This is a genomic window from Variovorax paradoxus, from assembly GCF_030815975.1.
Lineage (GTDB): Bacteria > Pseudomonadota > Gammaproteobacteria > Burkholderiales > Burkholderiaceae_C > Variovorax > Variovorax paradoxus_N.
Window position 1 is genome coordinate 4,411,840 of the sequence record NZ_JAUSXL010000002.1, and the last position, 23,076, is coordinate 4,434,915.

The 23,076-nt window shown below is 68.0% G+C and carries 19 protein-coding genes; 9 read left to right on the forward strand and 10 right to left on the reverse strand.

Annotation, left to right across the window (positions count from 1 at the left end):
- Positions 1-8 precede the first annotated feature (8 nt).
- On the forward strand, positions 9-1,025 hold the full coding sequence (fba, locus tag QFZ47_RS24390) for a class II fructose-bisphosphate aldolase (RefSeq protein ID WP_307658090.1): 1,017 nt from the start codon (positions 9-11) through the stop codon (positions 1,023-1,025).
- 38 nt (positions 1,026-1,063) lie between these two features.
- On the opposite strand, the gene QFZ47_RS24395 is transcribed toward fba, so the two are convergent.
- A complete protein-coding gene (locus tag QFZ47_RS24395; RefSeq protein WP_307658091.1) occupies positions 1,064-2,881 on the reverse strand; it encodes an ABC transporter ATP-binding protein in 1,818 nt (605 codons plus the stop codon).
- A gap of 134 nt (positions 2,882-3,015) precedes the next feature.
- On the opposite strand from QFZ47_RS24395, the gene QFZ47_RS24400 reads away from it, so the two are divergent.
- Positions 3,016-3,687, forward strand: coding sequence for a hypothetical protein (locus tag QFZ47_RS24400; protein WP_307658092.1), 672 nt, complete (start codon positions 3,016-3,018; stop codon positions 3,685-3,687).
- Between the two features lie 27 nt (positions 3,688-3,714).
- Here the strand turns inward: QFZ47_RS24400 and QFZ47_RS24405 are convergent, their stop codons facing one another.
- The 4 genes from QFZ47_RS24405 to QFZ47_RS24420 are packed head-to-tail and all read right to left on the reverse strand — an operon-like array spanning position 3,715 to position 7,105.
- Positions 3,715-4,521, reverse strand: a complete 807-nt coding sequence (locus QFZ47_RS24405) for a PPK2 family polyphosphate kinase (RefSeq protein WP_307658093.1) — start codon at positions 4,519-4,521, stop codon at positions 3,715-3,717.
- A gap of 45 nt (positions 4,522-4,566) precedes the next feature.
- Positions 4,567-5,001: an RNA-binding S4 domain-containing protein gene (locus QFZ47_RS24410; protein ID WP_307658094.1), complete on the reverse strand. Its 435-nt coding sequence runs from the start codon at positions 4,999-5,001 to the stop codon at positions 4,567-4,569.
- Between the two features lie 5 nt (positions 5,002-5,006).
- Entirely contained in the window at positions 5,007-6,428 is a 1,422-nt protein-coding gene (locus QFZ47_RS24415; RefSeq protein WP_307658095.1) for a sensor histidine kinase, read from the reverse strand.
- Entirely contained in the window at positions 6,425-7,105 is a 681-nt protein-coding gene (locus tag QFZ47_RS24420; protein WP_307658096.1) for a response regulator transcription factor, read from the reverse strand. The genes QFZ47_RS24415 and QFZ47_RS24420 overlap by 4 nt, the downstream gene beginning before the upstream one ends.
- Before the next feature lie 126 nt (positions 7,106-7,231).
- Between QFZ47_RS24420 and QFZ47_RS24425 the strand changes: the two genes are divergently transcribed.
- The 3 genes from QFZ47_RS24425 to QFZ47_RS24435 all read left to right on the forward strand — a co-directional run bounded on the left by QFZ47_RS24425 (position 7,232) and on the right by QFZ47_RS24435 (position 10,341).
- Entirely contained in the window at positions 7,232-8,191 is a 960-nt protein-coding gene (locus QFZ47_RS24425) for a tripartite tricarboxylate transporter substrate binding protein (protein ID WP_307658097.1), read from the forward strand.
- Positions 8,192-8,288: 97 nt separating this feature from the next.
- On the forward strand, positions 8,289-8,825 hold the full coding sequence (locus QFZ47_RS24430; RefSeq protein ID WP_307658098.1) for a tripartite tricarboxylate transporter TctB family protein: 537 nt from the start codon (positions 8,289-8,291) through the stop codon (positions 8,823-8,825).
- 1 nt (position 8,826) lies between these two features.
- Positions 8,827-10,341, forward strand: a complete 1,515-nt coding sequence (locus tag QFZ47_RS24435; protein WP_307658099.1) for a tripartite tricarboxylate transporter permease — start codon at positions 8,827-8,829, stop codon at positions 10,339-10,341.
- A gap of 80 nt (positions 10,342-10,421) precedes the next feature.
- Here QFZ47_RS24435 and QFZ47_RS24440 read toward each other — a convergent pair whose 3' ends face one another.
- The 5 genes from QFZ47_RS24440 to QFZ47_RS24460 all read right to left on the reverse strand — a co-directional run bounded on the left by QFZ47_RS24440 (position 10,422) and on the right by QFZ47_RS24460 (position 18,091).
- Entirely contained in the window at positions 10,422-11,348 is a 927-nt protein-coding gene (locus QFZ47_RS24440; RefSeq protein WP_307658100.1) for a peptidoglycan-binding domain-containing protein, read from the reverse strand.
- A 185-nt stretch (positions 11,349-11,533) separates the two neighbouring features.
- A complete protein-coding gene (locus QFZ47_RS24445) occupies positions 11,534-14,653 on the reverse strand; it encodes an efflux RND transporter permease subunit (RefSeq protein ID WP_307658101.1) in 3,120 nt (1,039 codons plus the stop codon).
- The gene (locus QFZ47_RS24450; protein ID WP_307658102.1) at positions 14,650-15,885 is read right to left on the reverse strand and encodes an efflux RND transporter periplasmic adaptor subunit; all 1,236 of its coding nucleotides are present in this window, start codon (positions 15,883-15,885) and stop codon (positions 14,650-14,652) included. Before QFZ47_RS24450 ends, QFZ47_RS24445 begins: the two co-directional genes overlap by 4 nt.
- Positions 15,882-17,372, reverse strand: a complete 1,491-nt coding sequence (locus QFZ47_RS24455) for an efflux transporter outer membrane subunit (RefSeq protein WP_307658103.1) — start codon at positions 17,370-17,372, stop codon at positions 15,882-15,884. Before QFZ47_RS24455 ends, QFZ47_RS24450 begins: the two co-directional genes overlap by 4 nt.
- A complete protein-coding gene (locus QFZ47_RS24460; RefSeq protein ID WP_307658104.1) occupies positions 17,369-18,091 on the reverse strand; it encodes a CerR family C-terminal domain-containing protein in 723 nt (240 codons plus the stop codon). The genes QFZ47_RS24455 and QFZ47_RS24460 overlap by 4 nt, the downstream gene beginning before the upstream one ends.
- Before the next feature lie 159 nt (positions 18,092-18,250).
- Between QFZ47_RS24460 and QFZ47_RS24465 the strand changes: the two genes are divergently transcribed.
- From QFZ47_RS24465 to QFZ47_RS24480, 4 genes are all read left to right on the forward strand, one after another.
- The gene (locus QFZ47_RS24465) at positions 18,251-19,786 is read left to right on the forward strand and encodes a sigma-54 interaction domain-containing protein (protein WP_307658105.1); all 1,536 of its coding nucleotides are present in this window, start codon (positions 18,251-18,253) and stop codon (positions 19,784-19,786) included.
- Positions 19,787-19,832: 46 nt separating this feature from the next.
- Entirely contained in the window at positions 19,833-20,108 is a 276-nt protein-coding gene (locus tag QFZ47_RS24470) for a hypothetical protein (protein WP_307658106.1), read from the forward strand.
- 144 nt (positions 20,109-20,252) lie between these two features.
- Positions 20,253-21,440 carry a substrate-binding domain-containing protein gene (locus QFZ47_RS24475; protein ID WP_307658107.1) on the forward strand — a complete coding sequence of 396 codons (1,188 nt, stop codon included), beginning with the start codon at positions 20,253-20,255 and terminating at the stop codon, positions 21,438-21,440.
- 166 nt (positions 21,441-21,606) lie between these two features.
- Complete coding sequence (locus QFZ47_RS24480; protein ID WP_307658108.1) at positions 21,607-23,058, forward strand: extracellular catalytic domain type 2 short-chain-length polyhydroxyalkanoate depolymerase; 1,452 nt, start codon at positions 21,607-21,609, stop codon at positions 23,056-23,058.
- Positions 23,059-23,076 lie beyond the last annotated feature (18 nt).

The following is a 23,076-nucleotide window of genomic DNA, read 5'->3' on the forward strand; positions in this document are numbered from 1 at the left end:
AGCTTCCCATGGCCATGATTTCGCTGCGCCAATTGCTGGACCACGCCGCCGAGCACCAGTACGGCGTGCCGGCGTTCAACGTCAACAACCTGGAGCAGATCCAGGCCATCATGCAGGCCGCGCGGAAGACCGACAGCCCGGTCATCCTGCAGGCCTCGGCCGGAGCGCGCAAGTACGCGGGCGAACCGTTCCTCCGCAAGATGGTCGAGGCGGCGGCCGAGATGTACCCCGAGATCCCGATCGTGATGCACCAGGACCACGGCGCGAGCCCGTCGATGTGCATGCAGGCCATCCGCTCGGGCTTCACCAGCGTGATGATGGACGGCTCGCTGATGGAAGACGCCAAGACGCCCGCGAGCTACGACTACAACGTGGGCGTGACCAGCCGCGTGGTGGAGATGGCGCATGCGGTCGGCGTCTCGGTCGAGGGCGAGCTGGGCTGCCTCGGGTCGCTCGAATCGGGCATGGCCGGCGAGGAAGACGGCAGCGGCGCCGAGGGCGTGCTGTCGCACGACCAGCTGCTGACCGATCCGCAGCAGGCGGTGGACTTTGTTTCGCGCACCGGCGTGGATGCACTGGCCATTGCCATCGGCACCTCGCACGGCGCCTACAAGTTCAGCCGCAAGCCGACCGGCGACATCCTCGCGATCGACCGCATCAAGGAGATCCATGCGCGCATTCCGAAGACGCACCTCGTGATGCACGGTTCTTCGTCGGTGCCGCAGGAATGGCTGGCCGTGATCCGCGACTTCGGCGGCGACATCAAGGAAACCTACGGCGTGCCGGTGGAGGAGATCCAGGAAGGCATCCGCCACGGCGTGCGCAAGGTCAACATCGACACCGACATCCGGCTGGCCATGACGGGCGCCATGCGCCGCGCGATGGGGCAGGACCGCAGCGAATTCGATCCGCGCAAGTTCCTGAAGGAAGCGACAGCAGCCGCACGCGATGTCTGCATCGACCGCTTCCAGGCCTTCGGCACTGCGGGCATGGCATCGCGGATCAAGCCGGCGGCGCTGCAATAGGCATTGCAGTTCTCCCCGGTTTCAAGGCGGAAAAGGGTTCAGGCCGCGGCGCGTTCCTCGACCGGCGCCACCAGCCGCTGCAGCAGCGGCTGGCGCTGCAGCACTGCATCGCGCGGCCCGGCGTCGAGCACGCGACCTGCCTCCATCACCACTACGGTGTCGAAGCGGTCGAGCAGGCTCAGGCGATGGATCGACGCGATCACGCAGGCGTTCGGAAAGGCGCCGGCGATGCGTTCGAGCACGCGCGCCTCGGTGCCGGCATCCAGCGCGCTCGTGGGCTCGTCGAGCAGCAGCAGCGAACTGCCCTGTGCCGCGAGCACGCCGCGCGCCAGGCACAGGCGCTGGCGCTGTCCGCCAGAGAGGTTGAAGCCGCGCTCGGACACGGGCGTGTCCAGGTCGCCGTGGGTGGCCGCCAGCACCTCGTCGAACGCGCTCGCATGCAGCGCGGCGTGCAGGGCTTCGTCGGCGAAGGGCTGCCCGAACGAGAGGTTCTCGCGCACGCTGGCTTCGAACACTTCGGTTTCCTGCGGGATCAGCGTGGCGATGCCGCGCAGCTGCGTCCAGTCGGCCGGTTGGCCGTCGATGGCGAGCGTGCCGCCATGCGGCGCATACAGGCCCGCGAGCACGCGCAGCAGCGTGCTCTTGCCGCCGCCGCTGGGGCCCACCAGCGCAATGCGCTCGCCGCGGCGAAGCGTTAGCGCCACGGCCTTGAGCCCGGCGCGCGCGGGCTCCCCGGCTGCCGCCGCCGCGCTGCCGCGAAGCGCGTAGTTCCACTGCAGGCCATCGACCTCCAGCGTCTTCCACGCCGCATCGGGCGCGATGCGTTCATGCGCGGGAACCTGCTCGGGCGGGCTTTCTTCCGTGTGGCTCCTGGGCGCCTGCCAGATCGGCTCGGCGCTGCTGTAGTCGGTGTGCATGCGCGCGAAGAACTGGAAATTGGCCGCCACCGAAGTGACCACACCGGCCGCCTGCTGCGCGTACTGGTAGATCATGAACACCGCCCCCAGCATCACGGCCTGGCCCGGCGTGCGCGCCTGCCAGACATAGATCACCACCAGGCCCCAGGTCAGTGCCAGGCCCATCAGGTCGACGGCAAACCACTTGCCTTCGTTGAGCACCACGGTGCGCTTGAGCGGCAGCGAAATGGCCGCCATGCGCCGGCGCAGCAGCAGACGCGAGGCGCCCTGCAGGCGCAGGCCGATCACCGTCGACGCATTGCCCAGGAAGTCGAGCAGCGCGGCCACATAGCGGCGGTCGGCGTCGTTCTCCGCGCGCGCCAGAAGCATCAGCGCGCGGTCGATGCGCACGATCACGACGGCGATGAGCACGTAGCCGGCCAGCGCCGTGAGGCCACTGGTGCGCGAGAGCAGGGCCAGCGCGACCAGCGGTCCGACGAAGTTGACGGCGTTCGTGAGCCAGATGAACTGGTTCTGCGCGAAATCCGCGAGCGCCCGGCTGGCCTGGTGCACGCGATGCTGCAGTTCGCCCGAATGGTGGCTGTCGTGCCAGGCCAGCGGGGCGGCAGCAATGCGGGCATAGAGCCGGTCGGCCAGCGCCTCGCGCACCTTCAGGCCCACGTTGCGCTCGAGGATGCGGCCCGGCCCGTGCAGCGCCCAGGCGCCGATGTAGACGCCGGCCAGCGTCGCGATCCAGCGGCCCGCAGCGCCGAATTCATTGCGCTGCAGCGCGTTGATGGCCTGTCCCGCCAGGTAGGGCAGCGTCAGGCGGATCAGCTGCGAAACGCCGAGCAGCGCGGTGGCGCCCAGCAGCTGCCCGCGCGCGCCGGCAGCGAAGTGCCACAGCGCGGCATAGAGTTCGCGGATGGCGTTGCCGGGGGTCGTGTTGTCGATGGGCATGTTCAATGATTTCCGCTGTCAGCAAAAAGCACTCAGCAACTCGTTCGTCGCAACTTTGCGACAAAGCAGGCTCAAAAGTAACCATCTGTATGGTTAAATCGCCCGAACTATCGCGAAGAGGACGAGGGATCTCCATGAAGCTGCTGCTGAGCATCGTGTGCGCCGTTGTTGCATTGGCCGGCTGCGCCAGCGCGCCACCCGCACCCACGCAACCCGGAACCGGAACCGGGCTGTCGTATGTGCCCATGATCGCCATGGAAGGCGTGGACCGGGCCCGCTACGACAGCGACGTGGCCGATTGCCGCGTGGCGGCAACGCGGATCACCGCGCGCAGCGAAACCGGCGACGCCATGTGGCTCGCATTGGGCCTGGGCTTGATCACGGTGCATGGACAGGGCATTGTGGCAGCGGCCTCGTACACCGGCATTTCGGCGGCGGTGATCGACATGTCCTACCGGCCCAGCGCGGACCTGATTGCCGAGCACCAGCAGATCGCGCTGGTGCACTGCATGGCCAAGCGCGGCTACCGCAACCTCGATCCGAACGTGCGCGACACGTTCTATGGCCATGCCTTCAATCCGGAAGTCGTCCTGGCGCCGCGCCGGACCGGGGTCGATACCTACAACGCCGAAGTCCTTGCCAGGGCCGGGCAGTGCAGCATCCAGCCGCGCGCCGAGCTGACGGCCAAGGGCCCGGGCTACGAGTCGTACAGCGTGCCGTGCTCGAACGGCGCCATCTGGGCCGTGCGCTGCGAATTCGGCAAGTGCCGGGTGCTGGGCCAGTCCTCGGCCGTTCGCCGCTCCTGACGCCCGCAGCACCGGCACTGGCGCTCGTCACTTGATGAGCATGCCCTTGAGGGCAGGATCCGCGGGCGGCGCCTTGAGCTTCATCTGCCGCAGGATCTTCATCAGGAGCCGCGCGATCATCAGGTTGCGGTGCCGCTTGTTGTTGGCGGGTATCACGTACCAGGGCGCGTGGTCTGTCGAGGTGGCGCGCAGCGCCTTGTCGTAGGCCTGCTGGTAGGCGTTCCACTTGGTGCGCACCTCGAGGTCTCCCACGTTGAACTTCCATTGCTTGCCGGGCGTGTCGATGCGCGCCTGCAGGCGTTCGCGCTGCGTGTCCTTGTCGATGTGCAGCATGCACTTGACGACCACCGTGCCGGTCTCGACGAGCAGGCGCTCGAAGTCGTTGATCTGCGCGTAGCGCCGCTGGGTCTCGGCCTTGTCGATCCAGCCTTCGACCACGGGCACCAGCACGTCTTCATAGTGGCTGCGGTTCCACACCGCGATCTCGCCGCCGCGCGGCACCACCGCATGGCAGCGCCAGAGGTAGTCGTGCGCGCGCTCGTCGTCGCTGGGCACCTTGAAGGCGGTGACGCGCACGCCCAGCGGAGAGGTGCGCGAGAAGACCCAGCGAACGGTGCCGTCCTTGCCGCTGGTGTCCATGCCCTGCAGCACCAGCAGGACCTTGCGGCGGCCCTCGGCATGCAGCAGGTTCTGCATGTCGTCGAGTTCGACGGCCAGGGTGTCGATCTCGGCGAGCTGGTCGGCTTCGTCGCCATCCAGGAACGGAGATTCGCCGGGGTCCACCTGCGAGAGTTTGAACTTGCTGTCGGCGCGGTATTTCTTGAAGCTGGCCATGAACCCGGACTCCGTGCAAAAGCACGCAGGGTAAGCGATTGGCGATCAGCGCTCGGTGTCTTCGGGATCGATGGAAGCGCTCCAGCGGCTGTCCCATTCGGCATGCCGCGCCGCGCCGTCGAGCTCGCGCCGGTCGCGCTTGGTGGGCCGGCCCTGCTCGATGGCCAGCGCCGGCTCGCTGCCCATGCGGCGCTGCTCGCGCATTTCGGCCTGCGCGGCAATGCTCTCGGGCGTTTCTTCATAGAGCTGCTGAGCCACCGGCGCGGGCCCGCGCTGGCCGCTCAATCCGCGCACCGTGACCGTTCGCGTGACGGCGCCCAGGCGGATGGCGACGGTGTCTCCGGGCTTGACCTCGCGCGAGGCCTTGGCGACGTCGCCGTTGACCTGCACCCGGTTCTTGCCGATTTCGTCCGCAGCCAGGGATCGCGTCTTGAAGAAGCGGGCGGCCCAGAGCCATTTGTCGATGCGCAGGCGATCCATATGTTTCAGGCATTGTGGCGGTAGACGGGCAGCCGCACGACAGCATCGAGGCCGATCGCCTGTGCGGCATTTTCCTGCGTGCCGCGGTTGTCGAGGGTGATGCGTCCGCCGAGCGCGAGCACGATCTCGCGGCAGATGGCCAGGCCCAGCCCCGAACCGCTGGCCGCATCGCCGGCGGAGAACGGCGCGAACAGGCGCTGGCGCAGTTCGGCCGATATGCCGGGCCCCTCGTCGCGCACCGTCAGCACGGCTTCCTGCGCGTCGCAGCGCACCATCACCGACAGCGCGCCGCCGCGCGGGCTCTGCTTGATCGCGTTGTGCAGCAGGTTGCGCGTGAGCTCCTGCAGCATCCACTGGTGGGCGCGCACCGTCACGGGCCCGTCGATGGCCAGTTCGAAGTCGAGCGCCTTGTCGGCGATCAGCGGCGACAGGTCGAGTGCAATCTGGCGCACCACCTCGCCGAGCTCCAGCGGCATCGATTCGGGCCGCTGGCGCAGCTGCTCGACCTTGGCCAGCGACAGCATCTGGTTGGCGAGCGTGGTGGCGCGCTCCACGGTCTGGCTGATCTCGCCCAGCGCCTGCTCGGGCGGCACGTCGCCGCGCCGCGCCGACTGCACCTGCGCCTTGAGCACCGCGAGCGGCGTGCGCAATTGATGGGCGCTGTCGCGCACGAAGCGCTTCTGGTGGTCGAGCAGGCGCTGCAGCCGGCCCATGACCTCGGTGGTGGCATCGATCAGCGGGCGCAGTTCGCGCGGCGCATCAGGCGCGTCGATGGGGGAAAGATCGTCGGCCGCGCGCTTCTCGATGGCTTCGCCGAGTTCCCTGACCGGCCGCGTGGCGCGCTGCACCACCAGCACGGTCACCAGCGCGATCACACCCATCAGCAGCAGTTGGCGCCACAGCATGTCGACGAGCAGCTTGCGCACCAGCGTTTCGCGCAGCTCCAGGGTTTCCGCCACCTGCACCACGGCCATGCCGCGGCCATGGGCGCTGGCCACGGGTTGCAGCAACACCGCCATGCGCACCGGCTGGTTGCGAAAGCGCGCGTCGTAAAAATCGACCAGGGCCGCATAGGCCCCGCGGTCGGGGATGCGGCCGCGCCAGAACGGTAGCTCGGCAAAGCCCGAAACCATTTCGCCGTCCAGCGCGGAAACACGGTAGAAAAGGCGGCTGCGGTTGTCGGCCTCGAAGGCCTCGAGCGCCGAATAGGGCACGACGGCGCGCAGCCGCGCCTTCTCGTCGTAGCCTTCCACGTCGAGCTGCTCGCCGATGGTCTTGGCCGATGCGAGCAGCGTGCGGTCGTAGGCCGTGGTGGCTGCGGCCAGGCTCTGCCGGTACAGGCTCACGCTGTTGATCACGATGAACAGCGCCACCGGCGCGAGAATGCCCAGCAGCAGCCTCGCGCGCAGCGACAAGGCCGTCTTCATGGTTCGGCGCGCAGCAGGTAGCCCAGCCCGCGCAGCGTCATCAGCGCCGCGCCGGTGCCCGCGAGCTTCTTGCGCAGGCGGTACACCACCACCTCGATGGCCTCGTACTGCACATCGGTTTCGCCCGGGAACACGAGCTCGAAGAGCCGCTCCTTGCTCACTGCATGGCCGGGCTTCATCATCAGTGCCTTGAGCAGCGCGAGTTCGCGCGGCGTGAGCTCCAGGATGCCGCTCTTGTGATAAATGGCGCCGCTTTCGGGCTCGAAGCGCAGCCCGCCCACCTCCTGCGGGTTCGGGCCCGCGTCGGCGCCGGCATTCTGGTGGCGCCGGCGCAGCGCGCGGATGCGCGCTTCCAGTTCGTCGAGATCGAAGGGCTTGGGCAGGTAGTCGTCGGCGCCGGCGTTCAGGCCCATGATGCGGTCGCCGACCGTGCCGCGGGCGGTGAGCAGCAGCACGGGGGTGCGCAGCCCCGCGGCGCGCGCCTGGGCCAGCACCTGCAGGCCGTCGAGGTTGGGCAGGCTCAGGTCGAGCGCCACCACGTCGGGCTCCAGGGCGCGCCATTGCTCCACGGCCAGGGCGCCGTCGCCGCAGATGCGCACGTCGATCTTGCTGCGGGCGAGGGTGCGCTGCAGGGTGACCTGCATCGAGGGATCGTCTTCGATCAGCAGCAGCTTCATGGGGTGTGGAGGGGAATGGTACTTCGGTGTTTTCCCCAGTCCGGTGGACAGCCAACTGACAGCAGGGCGGCGCATGATAGCGGCTCAGGTCCAAGTCAGGTTTTCTTTAGTACTCAGGAGACAACGATGCGTCGCGACACCTTTTTGAAGTCATTGGCCGCGCTGGCCGCCGCCGGAGCCCTGCCGTTGTCGGCACGCGCCGCAGCCAACGTCAAGATGATGATTCCAGCCAACCCGGGCGGCGGCTGGGATACCACGGGCCGCGCGCTGGGCAAGGCCCTGACCGAAGCCAAGGTAGCCGACACCGTCACCTACGACAACAAGGGCGGCGCCGCCGGCGCACTGGGCCTGGCCCAGTTCGTGAACGGCTCCAAGGGCGATCCGAACGCGCTCATGGTCATGGGCTCCGTCATGCTCGGCGGCATCATCACGGGCAAGCCGCCGGTCAACCTCTCGCAGGCCACGCCCATCGCCCGCCTGACCACCGAATACAACGTGTTCGTGCTGCCGGCCAATTCGCCGTTCAAGACCATGAAGGACGTGGTCGAGCAGCTCAAGAAGGACCCGGGCAGCGTCAAGTGGGGCGGCGGTTCGCGCGGCTCCACCGAGCACATCGCCGCGGCCATGATCGCGCAGAAGGTCGGCGCCGATCCGTCCAAGATCAACTACGTGGCCTTCCGCGGCGGCGGCGAGGCCACCGCCGCCATCCTGGGCGGCAACGTCACCATCGGCGGCAGCGGCTACAGCGAGTTCGCCGAGTACATCGCCGCCGGCAAGATGAAGGCCATTGCCGTCACCTCCGCCCAGCGCCTGCCTGGCATCAACGTGCCCACGCTCAAGGAGCAGGGCATCGACGTGGAGATCGGCAACTGGCGCGGCGTGTACGGCGCGCCCGGCATCAGCGCCGAGCAGCGCAAGTCGCTGACCGACATGGTGCTGGCCGCCATGAAGAGCCCGTCGTGGGCCGAGTCGCTCAAGAAGAACGACTGGACGCCGGCGGTGCTTTCGGGCGAGGCCTTTGCCAAGTTCGTCGACGACGATTTCGCGAGCCTGCGCGCCATCATGGCCAAGTCCGGCATGGTCTGAATTTGGCTCGCACCACTGGCCGCCACACGGCGCGCTGTCCTCGAAAGAGACGACAGCGTGCCGTTTTCAAATCCAGTTCCACATCCCGAGAGAAAAAATGACAACTCCAGACTCCTCGGCCGCGCCGCCACCGACGGCCACCTGGCCCCAAACGCTGGTTGGCATCGGCGTGCTGCTGACCGGCCTGGCGCTGGCCTTCGGTGCCATCGGCATTTCTTCCGAGGCCGGCTACGGCGGCGTCGGGCCGAATTTCCTGCCCTGGCTGGTGTCGGGCGTGCTCACGCTGTGCGGCGGATGGATTCTCTGGGAAGCGCGCACCGGCGGCTTCCGTGAGCTCGACGCACCCACGGGCGCCGACCGTGCGTACTGGCCCGGCTTCATCTGGGTATCGGCGGGGCTGCTGCTCAACGCGGCGCTCATCACGACGCTCGGCTTCATCCTGAGCTGCACGCTGTGCTACGTGCTGGCCGTGCAAGGCCTGCGCCGTGCGAGCGGACAGGCCCGCGCGAACGCGCCGCGTACCTGGGGCATCGATTTCGTCACCGGCGCACTCATTGCCGCCCCGGTGTTCTGGATGTTCACGCAGTTCCTGGCCATCAACCTGCCGGGCCTCACAACGTCGGGATGGCTCTGACATGGAAATCTTCAACGCACTCATGACGGGTTTCGCCACGGCGATCACCCCCGTCAATCTGCTCTGGTGCCTGGTGGGCTGCGCCCTGGGCACGGCCGTGGGCGTGCTGCCCGGCATCGGCCCGGCCGTGGCGGTGGCCATGCTGCTGCCCATTACCGGCAAGGTCGACATCACGGCCTCGATGATCTTCTTCTCGGGCATCTACTACGGCGCCATGTACGGCGGCTCGACCACCTCGATCCTGCTCAACACGCCGGGCGAAACGGCCAGCATGGTGACGGCGATGGAAGGCAACAAGATGGCCAAGAGCGGCAGGGCGGGCGCTGCGCTTGCCACCGCCGCCATCGGCTCCTTCGTGGCCGGCACCATCGCCACCGTCATCGTCACGCTGTTCGCGCCGTTCGTGGCCGAGTTCGCGGTCAAGCTCGGCCCGCCCGAGTATTTCCTCTTGATGCTGCTGGCCTTCACCACGGTGAGCGCGGTGCTGGGCAAGAGCACGCTGCGCGGCATGACGGCGCTGTTCATCGGCCTGGCGGCCGGCTGCGTCGGGCTCGACCAGATCTCGGGCCAGGGCCGCTACACCGGCGGCATTCCCGAGCTGCTCGACGGCATCGAGATCGTGCTGGTTGCGGTCGGCCTGTTCGCGGTGGCCGAAGTGCTGTACGCCGTGCTGTATGAAGGCAAGGTGGTGGAGGCGCAGAACAAGCTGAGCCGCGTTCACATGAGCAAGCGCGACTGGAAGCGCTCCATCCCCGCATGGCTGCGCGGCACTGCCATCGGCACGCCATTCGGCTGCATTCCGGCCGGCGGCACCGAGATACCGACCTTCCTGAGCTATGCGATGGAAAAGAAGCTCGCCAAGGACGCGGACGCCAAGGCCGAGTTCGGCACCAAGGGCGCCATCGAAGGCGTGGCCGGCCCCGAGGCCGCCAACAACGCCACGGTGACGGCGGCGCTGATTCCGCTGCTCACGCTCGGCATTCCCACCTCGAACACCACCGCCATCCTGCTCGGCGCGTTCCAGAACTACGGAATCCAGCCGGGGCCGCAGCTGTTCACCACATCGGCTGCGCTGGTGTGGGCGCTGATCGCCTCGCTCTACATCGGCAACGTCATGCTGCTGGTGCTGAACCTGCCGATGGTGGGCCTGTGGGTCAAGCTGCTGAAGATTCCCAAGCCGCAGCTCTACGCCGGCATCCTGATCTTCGCGACGGTGGGTGCCTACGGCATGCGCCAGAGCGCATTCGACCTGTTTCTGCTCTATGGCATCGGCCTGCTGGGCGTGGCGATGCGGCGCTTCGACTTTCCGACCGCGCCTGTGGTGGTGGGCATGATCCTCGGACCGCTCGCAGAAGCGCAGCTGCGCAACGCGATGTCGATCGGCGAGGGCAGCGCGACGGTGTTCTTCCAGCGGCCGATGTCGATCACGCTGGTGGTTGTCATCGTGGCTGTGCTGGTGCTGCCGCGGGTTGCCAAGCGGATGAGTGAGCGGAAGCTGGCCAGGCTCGCGGCCTGAGCCTTTCCGCGAATCGTCTTCTTTCTTCTTCCCGGAATGCCGCGGTGCCTTGTTGGCCTCGCGGCATTTTTTTCTTTTTTTCAAGCCGCCGACACGGGTGCGAGGAAGTACGCCGTCTCTTGCCTGAGCGCGGCGTAGCTGTACTCGTTGCGCGCGATCACACTCTTGTTGCCCTTGCTCTTGTCGTTGCGGTCGGGACCAAAGGCGTTGCCGTCGATGCTTTCCATCCGGTCGTTGCCGTTCGAAGTGACGATGAAATGGTGGTTGCGTCCACCCGGGTTGATTCCACTCACCACGCCGATGCAGCCCGGAAACACGGCCGAGTAATCGGTAATTCGCCGGAACACCGTGCTGTCGAACACGTTCTTGCTGTGCTGGGCCCAGCCGCCCGGCACATGGACGCCGGCGGTGCGGTACACGTAGATGCAGAAGATGCCGCACCATGCGCACAGGTCGTTGGCGTTGCGCCAATTGCCGGCGTCCATTTCCTGCCACTTCGACACGGCAGTCGCGGTGATGGTGGGGCAGCGGCCGATGTAGGCGCCGGCGGCGTTCGCATCCTGGAAGATTTTCTGCAGCCCCATGCCGCCCTGGCGCGGGCGCTGCGGGCTCGCAGGATTTGCGCACAGCGCCGCGGCAATGCGCTCATTGCTCGGGCTGGGCTGGGACGAGGTCGTCCATCCCCATCTGAGCAGCGCCGCTTCCGCTGCCGCGACCACGCTGTCGCCCAGTGCTGACGCCGGTTTGCCGCCGGGCGGCGGCGTGACCATTCCGATGAGCTGGGCGATCAGCGTTTCGAGCATGCCCCAGGTCTTGGGCCCGACGATGGCGTCGGGCACCAGCTTGCAGAATCCCTGGTACTCCTTGACCTTGGAAGTGGTCTTGGATCCGAACTGCCCGTCGGCCACCAGCTGCGGAAGCTTGGAGGCCACCCACTGGTTCAGGGCCGATTGCAGCAGCGAAACGCCGGCGCCGTGTGAGCCGAATCGCAGGGTGGGTCGAATCATGGGGGTCTCGCCGCGCAATGCCGGTGCCTTGTGTGTGTACAGGCACCGGATTATTCGAAGCGCCGCTCTTCGGCGGAATCCGCCATGCAGCCTATTCCTCTGGCCGAACGGGCAGCCCTTTGCTACTCGACGCCTCCTCCCGTTCACGGCGAGGAGGAGGGAGTGGAGGAGGAAATCGCAGCCGCTCAGGCCGCGGGGCGGGGCGGCGTTTCGACCAGGTCGTCGTCGATATGCGGATCAGCCGGCTGCCCCCGCAGCTTGCGCACGGTCCGCCGTATCCAGTGCTCGATATCGTCCACATAGGTGAACACCGCCGGCACCACCAAGAGGCTCAGCACGGTGGACGTGATCAGCCCGCCGATCACCGCCATCGCCATCGGCGAGCGGAAGCTCGAATCGGCGGTGCCGAAGCCCACGGCAATCGGCAGCATGCCCGCACCCATGGCCAGCGTGGTCATGATGATCGGCCGCGCCCGCTTGTGGCAGGCGTCGCGCAGCGCGTCCCAGCGGCTCATGCCGTGGTCGCGGCGCGCCACGATGGCGTATTCCACCAGCAGGATCGAGTTCTTGGTGGCAATGCCCATCAGCATGATCAGGCCGATCAGCGACGGCATCGACAGCGCCTTCTGCCCGATCAGGAGGCCGACGAAGGCGCCGCCGAGCGCCAGCGGCAGCGCGCAAAGAATCGTCACCGGATGCAGGAAGTCCTTGAACAGCAGCACCAGCACGATGTAGATGCACAGCACGCCCGTGAGCATCGCGAGGCCGAAGCTCGCGAACAGCTCGGTCATCACTTCCGCATCGCCCACCTCGGTCACGCGCACGCCGGGCGGCAGTTTCTGGACCGATGGCAGCGCTGTGACGGCGGCCTTGGCATCGCCCAGGCCCACGCCGGAGAGCTCGATCTCGAAGTTGACGTTGCGCGAGCGGTCGTAGCGGTCGATGACGGCCGGGCCGCCTTCCATCGTCAGCGAGGCCACCTGGCTCAGCATGACCGGGCCGCGCGTGCCGGGCACCGAGAGGCGGCCGAGCAGCTCGAGATTCTGCCGTGCCGAGTCTTCGAGCTTCACCACGATGGGCACCTGCCGCTGCGCGAGGTTGAGCTTGGCCAGCGCCTGGTCGTAGTCGCCCAGCGTGGCCACGCGCAGCGTCTCGGCGATGGCCGAACTCGTCACGCCCAGGTCGGCGGCGCGCGCGAAGTCGGGGCGCACGGCGATCTCGGGGCGTATCAGGCTCGCGGTGGACGTGATGTTGCCGAGGCCGGGCACCGTGCGCAGGTCTTTCTCGACGGCGCTGGCGGCGCTGGCCAGCGCGGCAGGGTCTTCACCCGTGAGCGCGAGGATGTATTTTTCGCCCGAGCCGCCCAGGCCCACGGTGCTGCGCACGCCGGGCAGCGTTTCGAGCGCGGTGCGGATCTGGTTCTCGATCACCTGCTTGCGCGGACGGTCGCCGCGCTCGTCGAGCTTGATGGTGAGCGTGGCCTTGCGCGTTTCAGGCGTGCCGAAGTTGGCAAAAGGATCGCCGCCCGCGCTGCCGCCCGCCACGGTGGTGTAGACGCTGCGCACATGCTTGATCTGCATCACTCGGTGGCGCGTTTCTTCGGCGGCCGCAGTGGTCTGTGCGAGCGTGGAGCCGGGTGCAAGCGAGAGATAGATTTGCGTCTGCGAGTTGTCGTCCGGCGGAATGAAGCCGGTCTTCAGCAGCGGAATCATCGCCAGCGAACCGAAGAAGAAGAGGGTGGCGAGCACCATTGTCTTGAAGCGGTGGTGCGTGCTCCACTCCACGGCGCGCATGTAGGCCGTGAGCCAGCGCGGTTCTTTCTCGGTGCCGACGATCGGCTTCAGGATGTAGGCCGCCATCATCGGCGTGAGCACCCGTGCCACCACCAGCGAGGCAAACACCGCCAGCGAGGCCGTCCAGCCGAACTGCTTGAAGAACTTGCCGGCCACGCCGCTCATGAAAGCGGTGGGCAGGAACACCGCAATCAGCGTGAAGGTGGTGGCGATCACGGCCAGCCCGATCTCGTCGGCCGCTTCCATGGCCGCCTCGTAGGGCGACTTGCCCATGCGCAGGTGGCGCACGATGTTTTCCACCTCCACGATGGCATCGTCCACCAATATCCCGACCACCAGCGAGAGCGCGAGCAGCGAGATCACGTTGACCGAAAAGCCCAGCAGGTGCATGCCGATGAAGGCCGGAATCACCGACATCGGCAGCGCCACGGCCGAGACGAAGGTGGCGCGCCAGTCGCGCAGGAACAGCCACACCACGATCACGGCCAGGATCGCGCCCTCGTACAGCAGGTGCAGCGAGCCGTCGTACTCTTCCTCCACCGGATCGACGAAGTTGAAGGCCTCGGTCAGCTCGATGTCTGGGCGCTGCGCGCGCATGTCGGCCAGCGCCTTCTGCACCGCGCGGCCCACCTCGACCTCGCTCGCGCCGCGGCTGCGCGCCACTTCGAAGCCGACCACCGGCTTGCCGTTGAGCAGCGCCGCGGCGCGCGGCTCGGCGATGGTGTCGCTGATGCGCGCCACCTGGTCGAGCCGGATGCGGCGGCCGTCGGAAAGCGCGATCTGCATGTCGGCCAGCTGGTCGGCCGACTGCACGGTGGCCAGGGTGCGCACCGGCTGCTCGCTGCCGCCCAGGTCGATGCGGCCGCCCGCGCTTTCGGTCTGTACCTGGCGCAGCTGGCGCGAGATGTCGGCGGCCGAGGCGCCCAGCGCCTGCAGCTTGGCCGGATCGAGGTCGACGTGCACCTGGCGCGTGACGCCGCCCACGCGGTTCACCGCACCCACGCCGGGCAGCGCGAGCAGCTTCTTGGTGATGTCGTTGTCCACGAACCAGCTCAGCGCCTCGCCATCCATGCGCGACGAGGCGATGGTGAAGGCCAGCACCGGCTGGGCCGCGAAGTCGAGCTTGGTGACCACCGGGTCACGCACGTCGGCCGGCAGGTCGGCGCGCACGCGCTGCACCGCGGAGCGCACGTCGTCCACGGCTTCCTGCACCGGTTTCTCGAGGCGAAATTCCACGATCAGCGTGGCGGCGCCGTCCTGCACCTTGGTGGTGATGTGCTTCAGGCCCTGCACCGTTGCAATGGAATTCTCGAGCTTGCGCGCGACGTCGGTCTCGAGCTGCGAAGGCGCGGCGCCGGGCAGCGACGCCGAGACAGTCACGGTCGGCAGGTCGATGTCCGGAAAGTTCTGCACCTTCATGGCGTTGAAGGACAGCAGCCCGCCGAAGCTCAGCAGCACGAACAGCATCACCGCCGGAATCGGGTTGCGGATGGACCATGCGGAAACGTTCATGGGCGTGCCCTCGTTTCAGCGGTGCCCTGGTGGCCGCCCGCGGCGGCCGAGGCCGGCGCTGCGGCGGGCCGGGCACCGGCACCCGCGGGCGCAGGGGCGGCCACGACGCGCACCAGGTCGCCGTCGTTCAGGAAGCCGGCGCCCTGCACCACGATCTGCGCGCCCTCGGGCAGCGCGTTGGTGATCTCCACGCGCTCGCCGACGCGGCGGCCGGTCTGCACCTTGAGCTGTGCCACGCGGTTGTCGGGCAGCAGCATGAAGACGTTGTTGAAGCCGTCGCGCGGAACGATGGAGGCCTGCGGCACGGTGGGTGCGGAGCTGCGTCCGAGTTCGAAGTCGCCGCGCGCGAACATGCCGGCCTTGATGCCGGTGTTCTGCTGCACGTTCGGCAGGTCGACGTAGACCAGCGCCGCGCGCGTTTGCGGATCGACCGTGGGCGCGATGCTGCGCACCTTGCCGCGCACCTGGGCGCCGCTCGCGCTGACCACGAAGGCCGTGGTGCCCACCGCAATGCGGCTGAGCTCGGCCGAGGTGACTTCGGCGCGCCATTCGAGCCGGCCCTGGCGGATCAGGCGGAACAGCTCGGTGCCGGCCGAAACCACGCTGCCCACCGTGGCGGTGCGCGCCGAGATCACGCCATCGTCGGGCGCCAGCACCTGCGTGTTGCGGCCGCGCACTTCCTGCGCGGCCAGCACGGCTTCGGCGGCCTCGACGCGCGCCTTGGCGGTCTGCTCGGCCGTCTGGTACTGGTTGATCTGCTGCTGGCTCAATGCGCCGGTGGCCTGCAGCGTGCGGGCGCGCGCCGCATTGCCGGCAGCGTCGGCGGCGGTGGCCTTTGCCTCGGCGAGCGAGGCGCGCGATTGCGCGATGTCCGCGCGCACCGTCTCGGGCGAGAACACGGCGAGCAGCTGGCCCTTCTTCACCACGTCGCCCACGTTCACGCGCACTTCGGCCAGCTTGAGGCCGCTGGATTCGGAGCCCACGCTGGCCTCCTGCCAGGCCGCCACGTTGCCATTGGCCGCAAGGGTGAGCGTGAGCTCGGTGGGCTCGGCCTTGGCGACGGTGACCGTCAGCGTCGGGCGAGCGGCCGGTGCACCCGCCTTGCCCTTGGCGGCGGCCGGCGTGCCGGTTTCGTTCGCGGGCTTGCGCGTCAGCCACACGGCCGCGGCCGCGATGATCACCAGCGCCAGCAGGGCGATGGCAAGGGTGGAGCGTTTGATGATTCTTTTCATGGCGACGTCGCGACCTTGGCGGCCGGGTTGGAAGTCATTGAGGGCGATTCGGGGCGGGCCCAGCCGCCGCCCATCGAGCGGTAGAGCGCGACCCAGGCTTCGGTGCGTTCGCGTTGCAGCGAGACGCGGGCGGTCTGCGCGGCAAAGAGCGTGCGGCGCGAATCCTCGAGCTCGAACAGGCTGGCCAGGCCGCTGCTGTAGCGGGCCTGGGTGGCGTCGAACGAGGCCTGGTAGTTCTTCACTGCGGCATCGGCATCGGTGGTGCGCGCATCGGTGGCATCGAGGTTGACCAGGGCTTCTTCCACCTCGCGCACCGCCTGCCGCACGTTCGCGCGGTAGAGCGACACCGCTTCGGTGTAGCGCGCCTTGGCCGCATCGCTGTTGGCCGCGCGCGCGCCGCCATCGAGCAGCGGCACGGTGAGCGACACCGGCCCGATCGTCCAGGTGTCGAGCGATTCCCGGAAGCCGCTGGTGCGGATCTGCATGCGGCCGATCGAGCCCGAGATGCTGAGCTTGGGGTAGCGCTCGGCTTCGGCGGAGCCCACGTCGGCGCTGGCCGAGGCCACGCCGAGCTCGGCCGCATACACGTCGGGCCGCTGCGATATCGCCTGCGCCGGCACGCTGGCAATGCTGCCGACCGCCGGCAGGGCGCGCTGCGCGGGCGAGGCGGCGAGCTTCTGTTCGAGCGTGGGCTCGTCGATGCCGCTGAGCGCCACCAGTGCCTTGCGCTGCACCGCGCACAACGCGCGCTGCTGGGTCAGGCGGCCCGAGGCATCGGAGGCGCTGGCGCGTGCGAGCGCGGCGTCGGCCGGCGCCGTGAAGCCGGCGCGCGCGGACAGGTCGTTGAGCCGCGCCGTTTCGCCGCGCGAGCGGGCATCGGATTCGGACACGCGCAGTTGCTGCTGGCAGGCGCGTTCGGCGAAATAGGCATTGGCCGTTTCAGCCGCCACGGCAACGCGCGCTTCGTGCCATTTGGCGGTGGCGCTGTTGAACTTCTGCTCGGCCGAATCGCGGTCGGCGCGCAGGCGGCCGAAGAGGTCGATCTCCCACTTGGACTGCAGGCCCGCTTGCAGCGTGGTCAGCGGCGCGATGGCCGTGCTGCTGGACGAAGAGCTTGCGCCGGCCGAGCCGAAGGAGGAGCCCGAGACACCGCGGCTGGCCGAGGCCGTGCCGTCCAGGTTGGGCAGCAGCGCCGCGCCGGCCTGCACGCGTGTGGAGCGCGCCTCGGCCACGCGCGCGGCGGCGCTCGCGAGATTGGGGCTCGCGGCCTCGGCCGCTGCGATCAGTTCGACCAGCAGCGGATCGTCGAGCTGGCGCCACCAGTCGGCCAACGATGCGAGCGAGCCGCCGTGCGGCAGCGGCGCGTGCCACTGCGCGGGGAAGGGCGCGGGGGCCGCGGCGGGCGGGCGTGTCAGGCCGCAGCCGGCAAGGCCGAGGCCCAGGCACAGAGGCAGGCAGAGGGCGGCAATCGATCGGAGTCGTCTCATGTCTTCTTTCTCCCGGAACGGGCAGGTGCGGCCGCGGGCCTGGCAGTGGCCTGGCGGCGCAGGGCTTCGGCCTCGACCAGCGCAATGGCATAGCCCGTGAGGCGCTGCGCCCAGGTGTCCACGCTGCGCGGCGTATTCAGCAAGGAGGGGCGTATCGCCTCGACCAGGTCCTGGCTCACGAAAAGCTGCATCGCCAGGCCGGTGATGGCAAAGGTCAGCCGGTGCACGTCGTCGTCGGGCCGCGCGAGGCCCAGGCGGCGGCACAGCACGCCCGCGATGGCGTTGTGCGGGCCCTTGATGTCACGCTCCATCTCCTCGGCCCACTGGCTGGTCGGCTCGAGCATTTCGCGCAGGTGCAGCTGGATGCACTGCCGCACGATTTCTCCCTGCTTCAGGGGCTCGATCATGCGGGTGAAGAAGATCTGCAGAGCTTCTTCCATCGGCAGGTCCGGCGCGGCATAGAGCGAGATGAAATCGCCCGCGTTGCCGCCCATCGGTTCGCCGAAGGTGGCGGCATACAAGCCGGCCTTGTCGCTGAAGTAGTAGCTGATGGCCGAGATGTTCACGCCTGCCGCGCGCGCGATCTCGCGGGTCGAGGTCTTGGCGAAGCCGTTGGCGGCAAAGAGGGCGAGGGCGGCATACAGCAGGCGCTGGCGTGCTTCGACGCCGTCGCTGCGTGGCGCGCGGGCGGAAAGTGCTTGCAGGGCGGAGGCGCTCATGCCGGCGATTAGACCATGCAGGTAATCAAACGTTTGATTTACTTATGGCGGGATGAGGGCTTTCTTCGCATGGGTGAGCGAATGTGCTTTTGGGGCATTTCCGGCGGCCGCCACAGACGCCCGACTGAGCGGCCGAATGATGCGCGCTACGATCCGCCCATGTCCGCCGTTCCGCCCGTTGCCGCATCGCCTGCTCTGCCCCTCGACGCCGAGGGCATTCTTGCGCTGGCCGCGCGCTCGATGTTCCATCTGTTCTCGAGCATCAGCCAAGGCATGTTCCTGGTGGACCGCAGCGGGCGCATCGTGTGGGTCAACGAAGGCTATCGCCGCTTCCTGCCGGCGCTGGGTTTTTCGTCGATCGACCAGTTCCTGGGCCACATGGTCGAGGACGTCATTCCCAACACGCAGATGCGGCGCGTGCTCGAGACCGGCGAGCCGATCCTGGTCGACCTGCTCACCAACAAGGCGGGCACCTTCGTGGTCAGCCGCATTCCGCTGCGCGAGGAGCGGGAGGGCGGGGCGGGCGATGTGATCGGCGCCATCGGCATCGTGCTGTTCGACCAGCCCGAGACCACGCTGCAGCCGCTCATCAGCAAGTTCGCGCTGCTGCAGCGCGACCTCGACGACGCGCGTCGCGAGCTCGCAAGCCAGCGCAACAACCCGCTCTACCAGCACGCGGCCGACGGGCAGCGCCGCTCCAAGTACACCTTTGCCAGCTTCATCGGCAGCAGCCCGGCCGCGGTGGAGGTGAAGCGCCATGCGCGGCGCGCCGCGCAGTCTGCGAGCCCGGTGCTGCTGCTGGGCGAAACGGGCACCGGCAAGGAACTGCTGGCGCATGCGATCCACGCTTCCTCCGCGCGGGCCAAGGGGATGTTCGTCAGCGTCAACATCGCGGCCGTGCCGGACACCTTGTTGGAGGCCGAGTTCTTCGGCTTCGCGCCCGGCGCCTTCACGGGCGCCGACCGGCGCGGGCGCGAAGGCAAGTTCAAGCTGGCCGACGGCGGCAGCCTCTTTCTCGACGAGATCGGCGACATGCCGCTCGGCCTGCAGGCCAAGCTGTTGCGCGCGCTGCAGGAGGGCGAGATCGAGCCGCTCGGCTCCAACAAGCTCGTGCCCTTCGATGCGCGCGTGATCGCCGCCACCTCGCGCGACCTGCCTGAGCTGGTGCGCCGCGGCCAGTTCCGCGAAGACCTGTACTACCGCCTCAACGTGCTGCCGTTGCGCGTGCCGCCGCTGCGCGAGCGCCGCAGCGACATTCCGGCACTGGTCGAGGCGCTGGGCGAGGACATGGCGCTGCGCAGCGGCGAGGCCCCGCCCGAGATCACGCCCGATGCGCTCGCGCTGCTGGCGGGCCAGCACTGGCGCGGCAACATCCGCGAGCTGCGCAACGTGCTGGAGCAGGTCACGATGCGCAGCGACTCGCAGCGCATCGACGCCGCGCAGCTCGAGCGCATCCTGCGCGAAGCGGGGCTGGAGCAGATCGAACTGCCCGCCACCTTGCAGAGTGCGCACGATGCCGACGAACAGGCGATGCTGCTGCGGCCGCTCGCGCAGCAGGTAGCCGAACTGGAGCGCAAGGCGATTGCCGCGGCGCTGGAGTCCACCGGCGGCAACAAGCTGGCAACGTCGAGGCTGCTCGGCATTTCGCGCGCAACGCTCTACGAGCGCATGACGAGCCAGGAGCGGCCGGCGTGAAGCCGCCGGGCCTTGTGCGCCGCATCGGCCCGGAGCGAGCGAGCCTGTGAGCGTGCGCGCCCTGCGTTCCACCTTCGGCCCCAACTGCCATTGGTGCGGCCTGCCCATGGACTTCGACGAGCCGCACGGCAGGCCCGAGTCCGCGACCATCGAGCACCTGATCGATTCGACGCTCGGCGGGGTGCGCTCGCAAAAGCACCGCCGGCTGGCGCACGCCGCCTGCAACCACGCGCGCAACGAGTTCCGCATGCAGGCCGAGCGCCAGTTCCAATGCTGGATCGCCGAGCGCCAAGTCTCCGAGAAAACCCTGACCGATACATAGACAGTTGATTGAAATTCAGACACATCAAGTGTTCTGAATTCAGTCGAAAGGTGCTTCTTCCGAATGAAGAAGTGTTTGGTATCAAGGGGTTAGCAGATGGCACGAAGTGTGCAATATTCAGTCACCTATTTCAGGAGACAAAGAATGAACCGTCGCCACCTCGTCGCCCTGGCCGCACTCGCCGCCTGTGCCGCCGCCGCACCCGCCTGGGCCCAGTCCAACGAAATCCGCATCGCCCACATCTACAGCAAGACCGGTCCGCTCGAGGCCTACGGCAAGCAGACGCAGACCGGCTTCACGATGGGCCTGGACTACGCCACCGGCGGCACGATGATGGTCAACGGCAAGAAGCTGGTGGTCATCGAGAAGGACGACCAGGGCAAGCCCGACCTCGGCAAGTCGCTGCTGGCCGCCGCCTACTCCGACGACAAGGCCGCGCTGGCGGTGGGCCCCACGGCTTCCGGCGTGGCGCTGGCCATGCTGCCGGTGGCCGAGGAATACAAGAAGATCCTGATCGTGGAGCCCGCGGTGGCCGATTCGATCACCGGCGACAAGTGGAACAAGTACATCTTCCGCACCGGCCGCAATTCGAGCCAGGACGCAATCAGCAACGCGGTGGCCATCGACAAGGCCGGCGTGACCGTGGCCACGCTCGCGCAGGACAACGCCTTCGGCCGCGACGGGGTGAAGGCCTTCGGCGCCGCGCTCAAGAAGGCGAAGCTGGTGCACGAGGAGTACCTGCCGCCCGCCACCACCGACTTCACGGCCGGCGCGCAGCGCCTGATCGACAAGCTCAAGGACCAGCCGGGTCGCAAGATCATCTGGATCGTCTGGGCCGGCGCGGGCAATCCGTTCAAGATCGTCGACCTCGACCTCAAGCGCTACGGCATCGAGATTGCCACCGGCGGCAACATCCTGCCGGCCATGGCGGCCTACAAGAACCTGCCCGGCATGGAAGGCGCGGCGTACTACTACTTCGGCATTCCGAAGAACCCGGTCAACGAGGCACTGGTGTCGGCCCACTACAAGGAATTCAAGACGCCGCCGGACTTCTTCACGGCCGGCGGCTTCTCGGCCGCGATGGCGGTGGTCACGGCGCTCAAGAAGACCAACGGCGATACCGGCACCAACAAGCTAATCGGCGCGATGGAAGGCATGAGCTTCGACACGCCCAAGGGCAAGATGACCTTCCGCAAGGAAGACCACCAGGCGATGCAGTCGATGTACCACTTCAAGATCAAGGCCGACCCGGCCTTCGCCTGGGGCGTGCCGGAGCTGGTGCACGAGATCAAGCCCGAAGAGATGGACATTCCCATCAAGAACAAGAGATAAGGGCTCGCCCGCAGCCGCGGCCCTGAAGCCGCATTCCCTTCGCCCTGGATGGCCGCCGGGCGGAGCGCCAGCCTGCGCCTTCGCGGCGCGGACGCGGCGCGACCAACGGCCGATTCGTCAGTCAGCAAGCAAGCGTTCGATACACCTACAACAGAAGGAGACAGCGATGGCAGCGAAACGATGGAACTGGAAGGGGTTGGCCGCAGCCGCGGCGATCACGATGGCGGCACAGGCCGCGCCGGCGGCGGTGCCGCTGCCGGCGCTCGGGGCCAATCCGGCGGAGGTGAGCGTGTCCGGCCTCTCGGCGGGCGGCTTCATGGCGGTGCAGTTGCACGTGGCTTACTCGGCCACCTTCAAGCGCGGCGCGGGCGTGGTCGCCGGCGGTCCGTACTACTGCGCCGAAGGCTCGGTGGTCAATGCCACCGGGCGCTGCATGACGCACAGCACCAGCATTCCGGTGTCGTCGCTCGTGAGCACCACCAACAGCTGGGCCGCCAGCGGCGCGATCGACCCGGTGTCGAACATGAGCAACTCCAAGGTGTACATGTTTTCGGGTACGTCGGACAACACCGTCAAGCCCGCGGTGATGGACGACCTCAAGACCTACTACCAGAGCTTCGTGCCCGCCGCCAACACGGTCTACAAGAACAACATCGGCGCCGGCCATGCGATGGTCACCGACGACTACGGCGGCGCCTGCAGCACCACCGCCGCGCCGTACATCAACAACTGCGGCTTCGACCTCGCGGGCGAGATCCTCACGCAGCTCTACGGGCCGCTGAACCCGCGCAACAACGGCACGCTGGGCGGCAGCTTCACCGAGTTCAACCAGTCGGAATTCATCACCGGCCACGGCGTGGCCGCCACCGGCTGGATCTACGTGCCGCAGGCCTGCACCACCGCGTCGTGCCGCGTGCACCTGGTGCTGCATGGCTGCAAGCAGAACTACACCGACGTGGGTGACCAGTACGTACGCAAGACCGGCTACAACCGCTGGGCCGACACCAACAACATCGTGCTGATCTACCCGCAGACCAGCACCGCAGCCACCAACAGCTGCTGGGACTGGTGGGGCTATGACAACGCGAACTACGCGAAGAAGTCGGGTCCGCAGATGGCGGCGCTCAAGGCCATGGTCGACCGTGTGACCGGCTCCGGCGGCGGCTCGTCGCTGCCGGCGCCCGCCGGCGTGGGCACCTCGGGCGCGACCAGCAGCAGCATGGTGGTCGGCTGGGCCGGCGTCACGGGTGCGAGCGGCTACAACGTCTACCGCGGCGGCAGCAAGGTCAACGCCGCACCGGTGGCCGGCACCAACTACACCGACACCGGCCTGGCCCCGTCCACCACCTACAGCTGGACCGTGGCGGCGCTGGACGCCAGCAATGCGCAGGGCGCGATGTCGACCGCGGCCACGGGCACCACCCTGGCCGGCAGCGGCGGCGGCGGAACCTGCTACACCGCCAGCAACTATGCGCACACCGTGGCGGGACGCGCCTATGCGCTGTGGGGCCTCACCTATGCCTACGGCTCGGGACAGTCGATGGGCCTGTGGAACGTCTATGTCACCACTACGCTCAAGCAGACCGGGCCCAACTACTACGTGATCGGCACCTGCTGAGGCCGATCTGCATCTACT

Coding starts and splice junctions, on each gene's coding strand:
- fba (WP_307658090.1), top strand. CDS start 9: ATGGCCATGATTTCGCTGCGCCAATTGCTGGACCACGCCGCCGAGCAC.
- QFZ47_RS24395 (WP_307658091.1), bottom strand. CDS start 2,881: ATGCCCATCGACAACACGACCCCCGGCAACGCCATCCGCGAACTCTAT.
- QFZ47_RS24400 (WP_307658092.1), top strand. CDS start 3,016: ATGAAGCTGCTGCTGAGCATCGTGTGCGCCGTTGTTGCATTGGCCGGC.
- QFZ47_RS24405 (WP_307658093.1), bottom strand. CDS start 4,521: ATGGCCAGCTTCAAGAAATACCGCGCCGACAGCAAGTTCAAACTCTCG.
- QFZ47_RS24410 (WP_307658094.1), bottom strand. CDS start 5,001: ATGGATCGCCTGCGCATCGACAAATGGCTCTGGGCCGCCCGCTTCTTC.
- QFZ47_RS24415 (WP_307658095.1), bottom strand. CDS start 6,428: ATGAAGACGGCCTTGTCGCTGCGCGCGAGGCTGCTGCTGGGCATTCTC.
- QFZ47_RS24420 (WP_307658096.1), bottom strand. CDS start 7,105: ATGAAGCTGCTGCTGATCGAAGACGATCCCTCGATGCAGGTCACCCTG.
- QFZ47_RS24425 (WP_307658097.1), top strand. CDS start 7,232: ATGCGTCGCGACACCTTTTTGAAGTCATTGGCCGCGCTGGCCGCCGCC.
- QFZ47_RS24430 (WP_307658098.1), top strand. CDS start 8,289: ATGACAACTCCAGACTCCTCGGCCGCGCCGCCACCGACGGCCACCTGG.
- QFZ47_RS24435 (WP_307658099.1), top strand. CDS start 8,827: ATGGAAATCTTCAACGCACTCATGACGGGTTTCGCCACGGCGATCACC.
- QFZ47_RS24440 (WP_307658100.1), bottom strand. CDS start 11,348: ATGATTCGACCCACCCTGCGATTCGGCTCACACGGCGCCGGCGTTTCG.
- QFZ47_RS24445 (WP_307658101.1), bottom strand. CDS start 14,653: ATGAACGTTTCCGCATGGTCCATCCGCAACCCGATTCCGGCGGTGATG.
- QFZ47_RS24450 (WP_307658102.1), bottom strand. CDS start 15,885: ATGAAAAGAATCATCAAACGCTCCACCCTTGCCATCGCCCTGCTGGCG.
- QFZ47_RS24455 (WP_307658103.1), bottom strand. CDS start 17,372: ATGAGACGACTCCGATCGATTGCCGCCCTCTGCCTGCCTCTGTGCCTG.
- QFZ47_RS24460 (WP_307658104.1), bottom strand. CDS start 18,091: ATGAGCGCCTCCGCCCTGCAAGCACTTTCCGCCCGCGCGCCACGCAGC.
- QFZ47_RS24465 (WP_307658105.1), top strand. CDS start 18,251: ATGTCCGCCGTTCCGCCCGTTGCCGCATCGCCTGCTCTGCCCCTCGAC.
- QFZ47_RS24475 (WP_307658107.1), top strand. CDS start 20,253: ATGAACCGTCGCCACCTCGTCGCCCTGGCCGCACTCGCCGCCTGTGCC.
- QFZ47_RS24480 (WP_307658108.1), top strand. CDS start 21,607: ATGGCAGCGAAACGATGGAACTGGAAGGGGTTGGCCGCAGCCGCGGCG.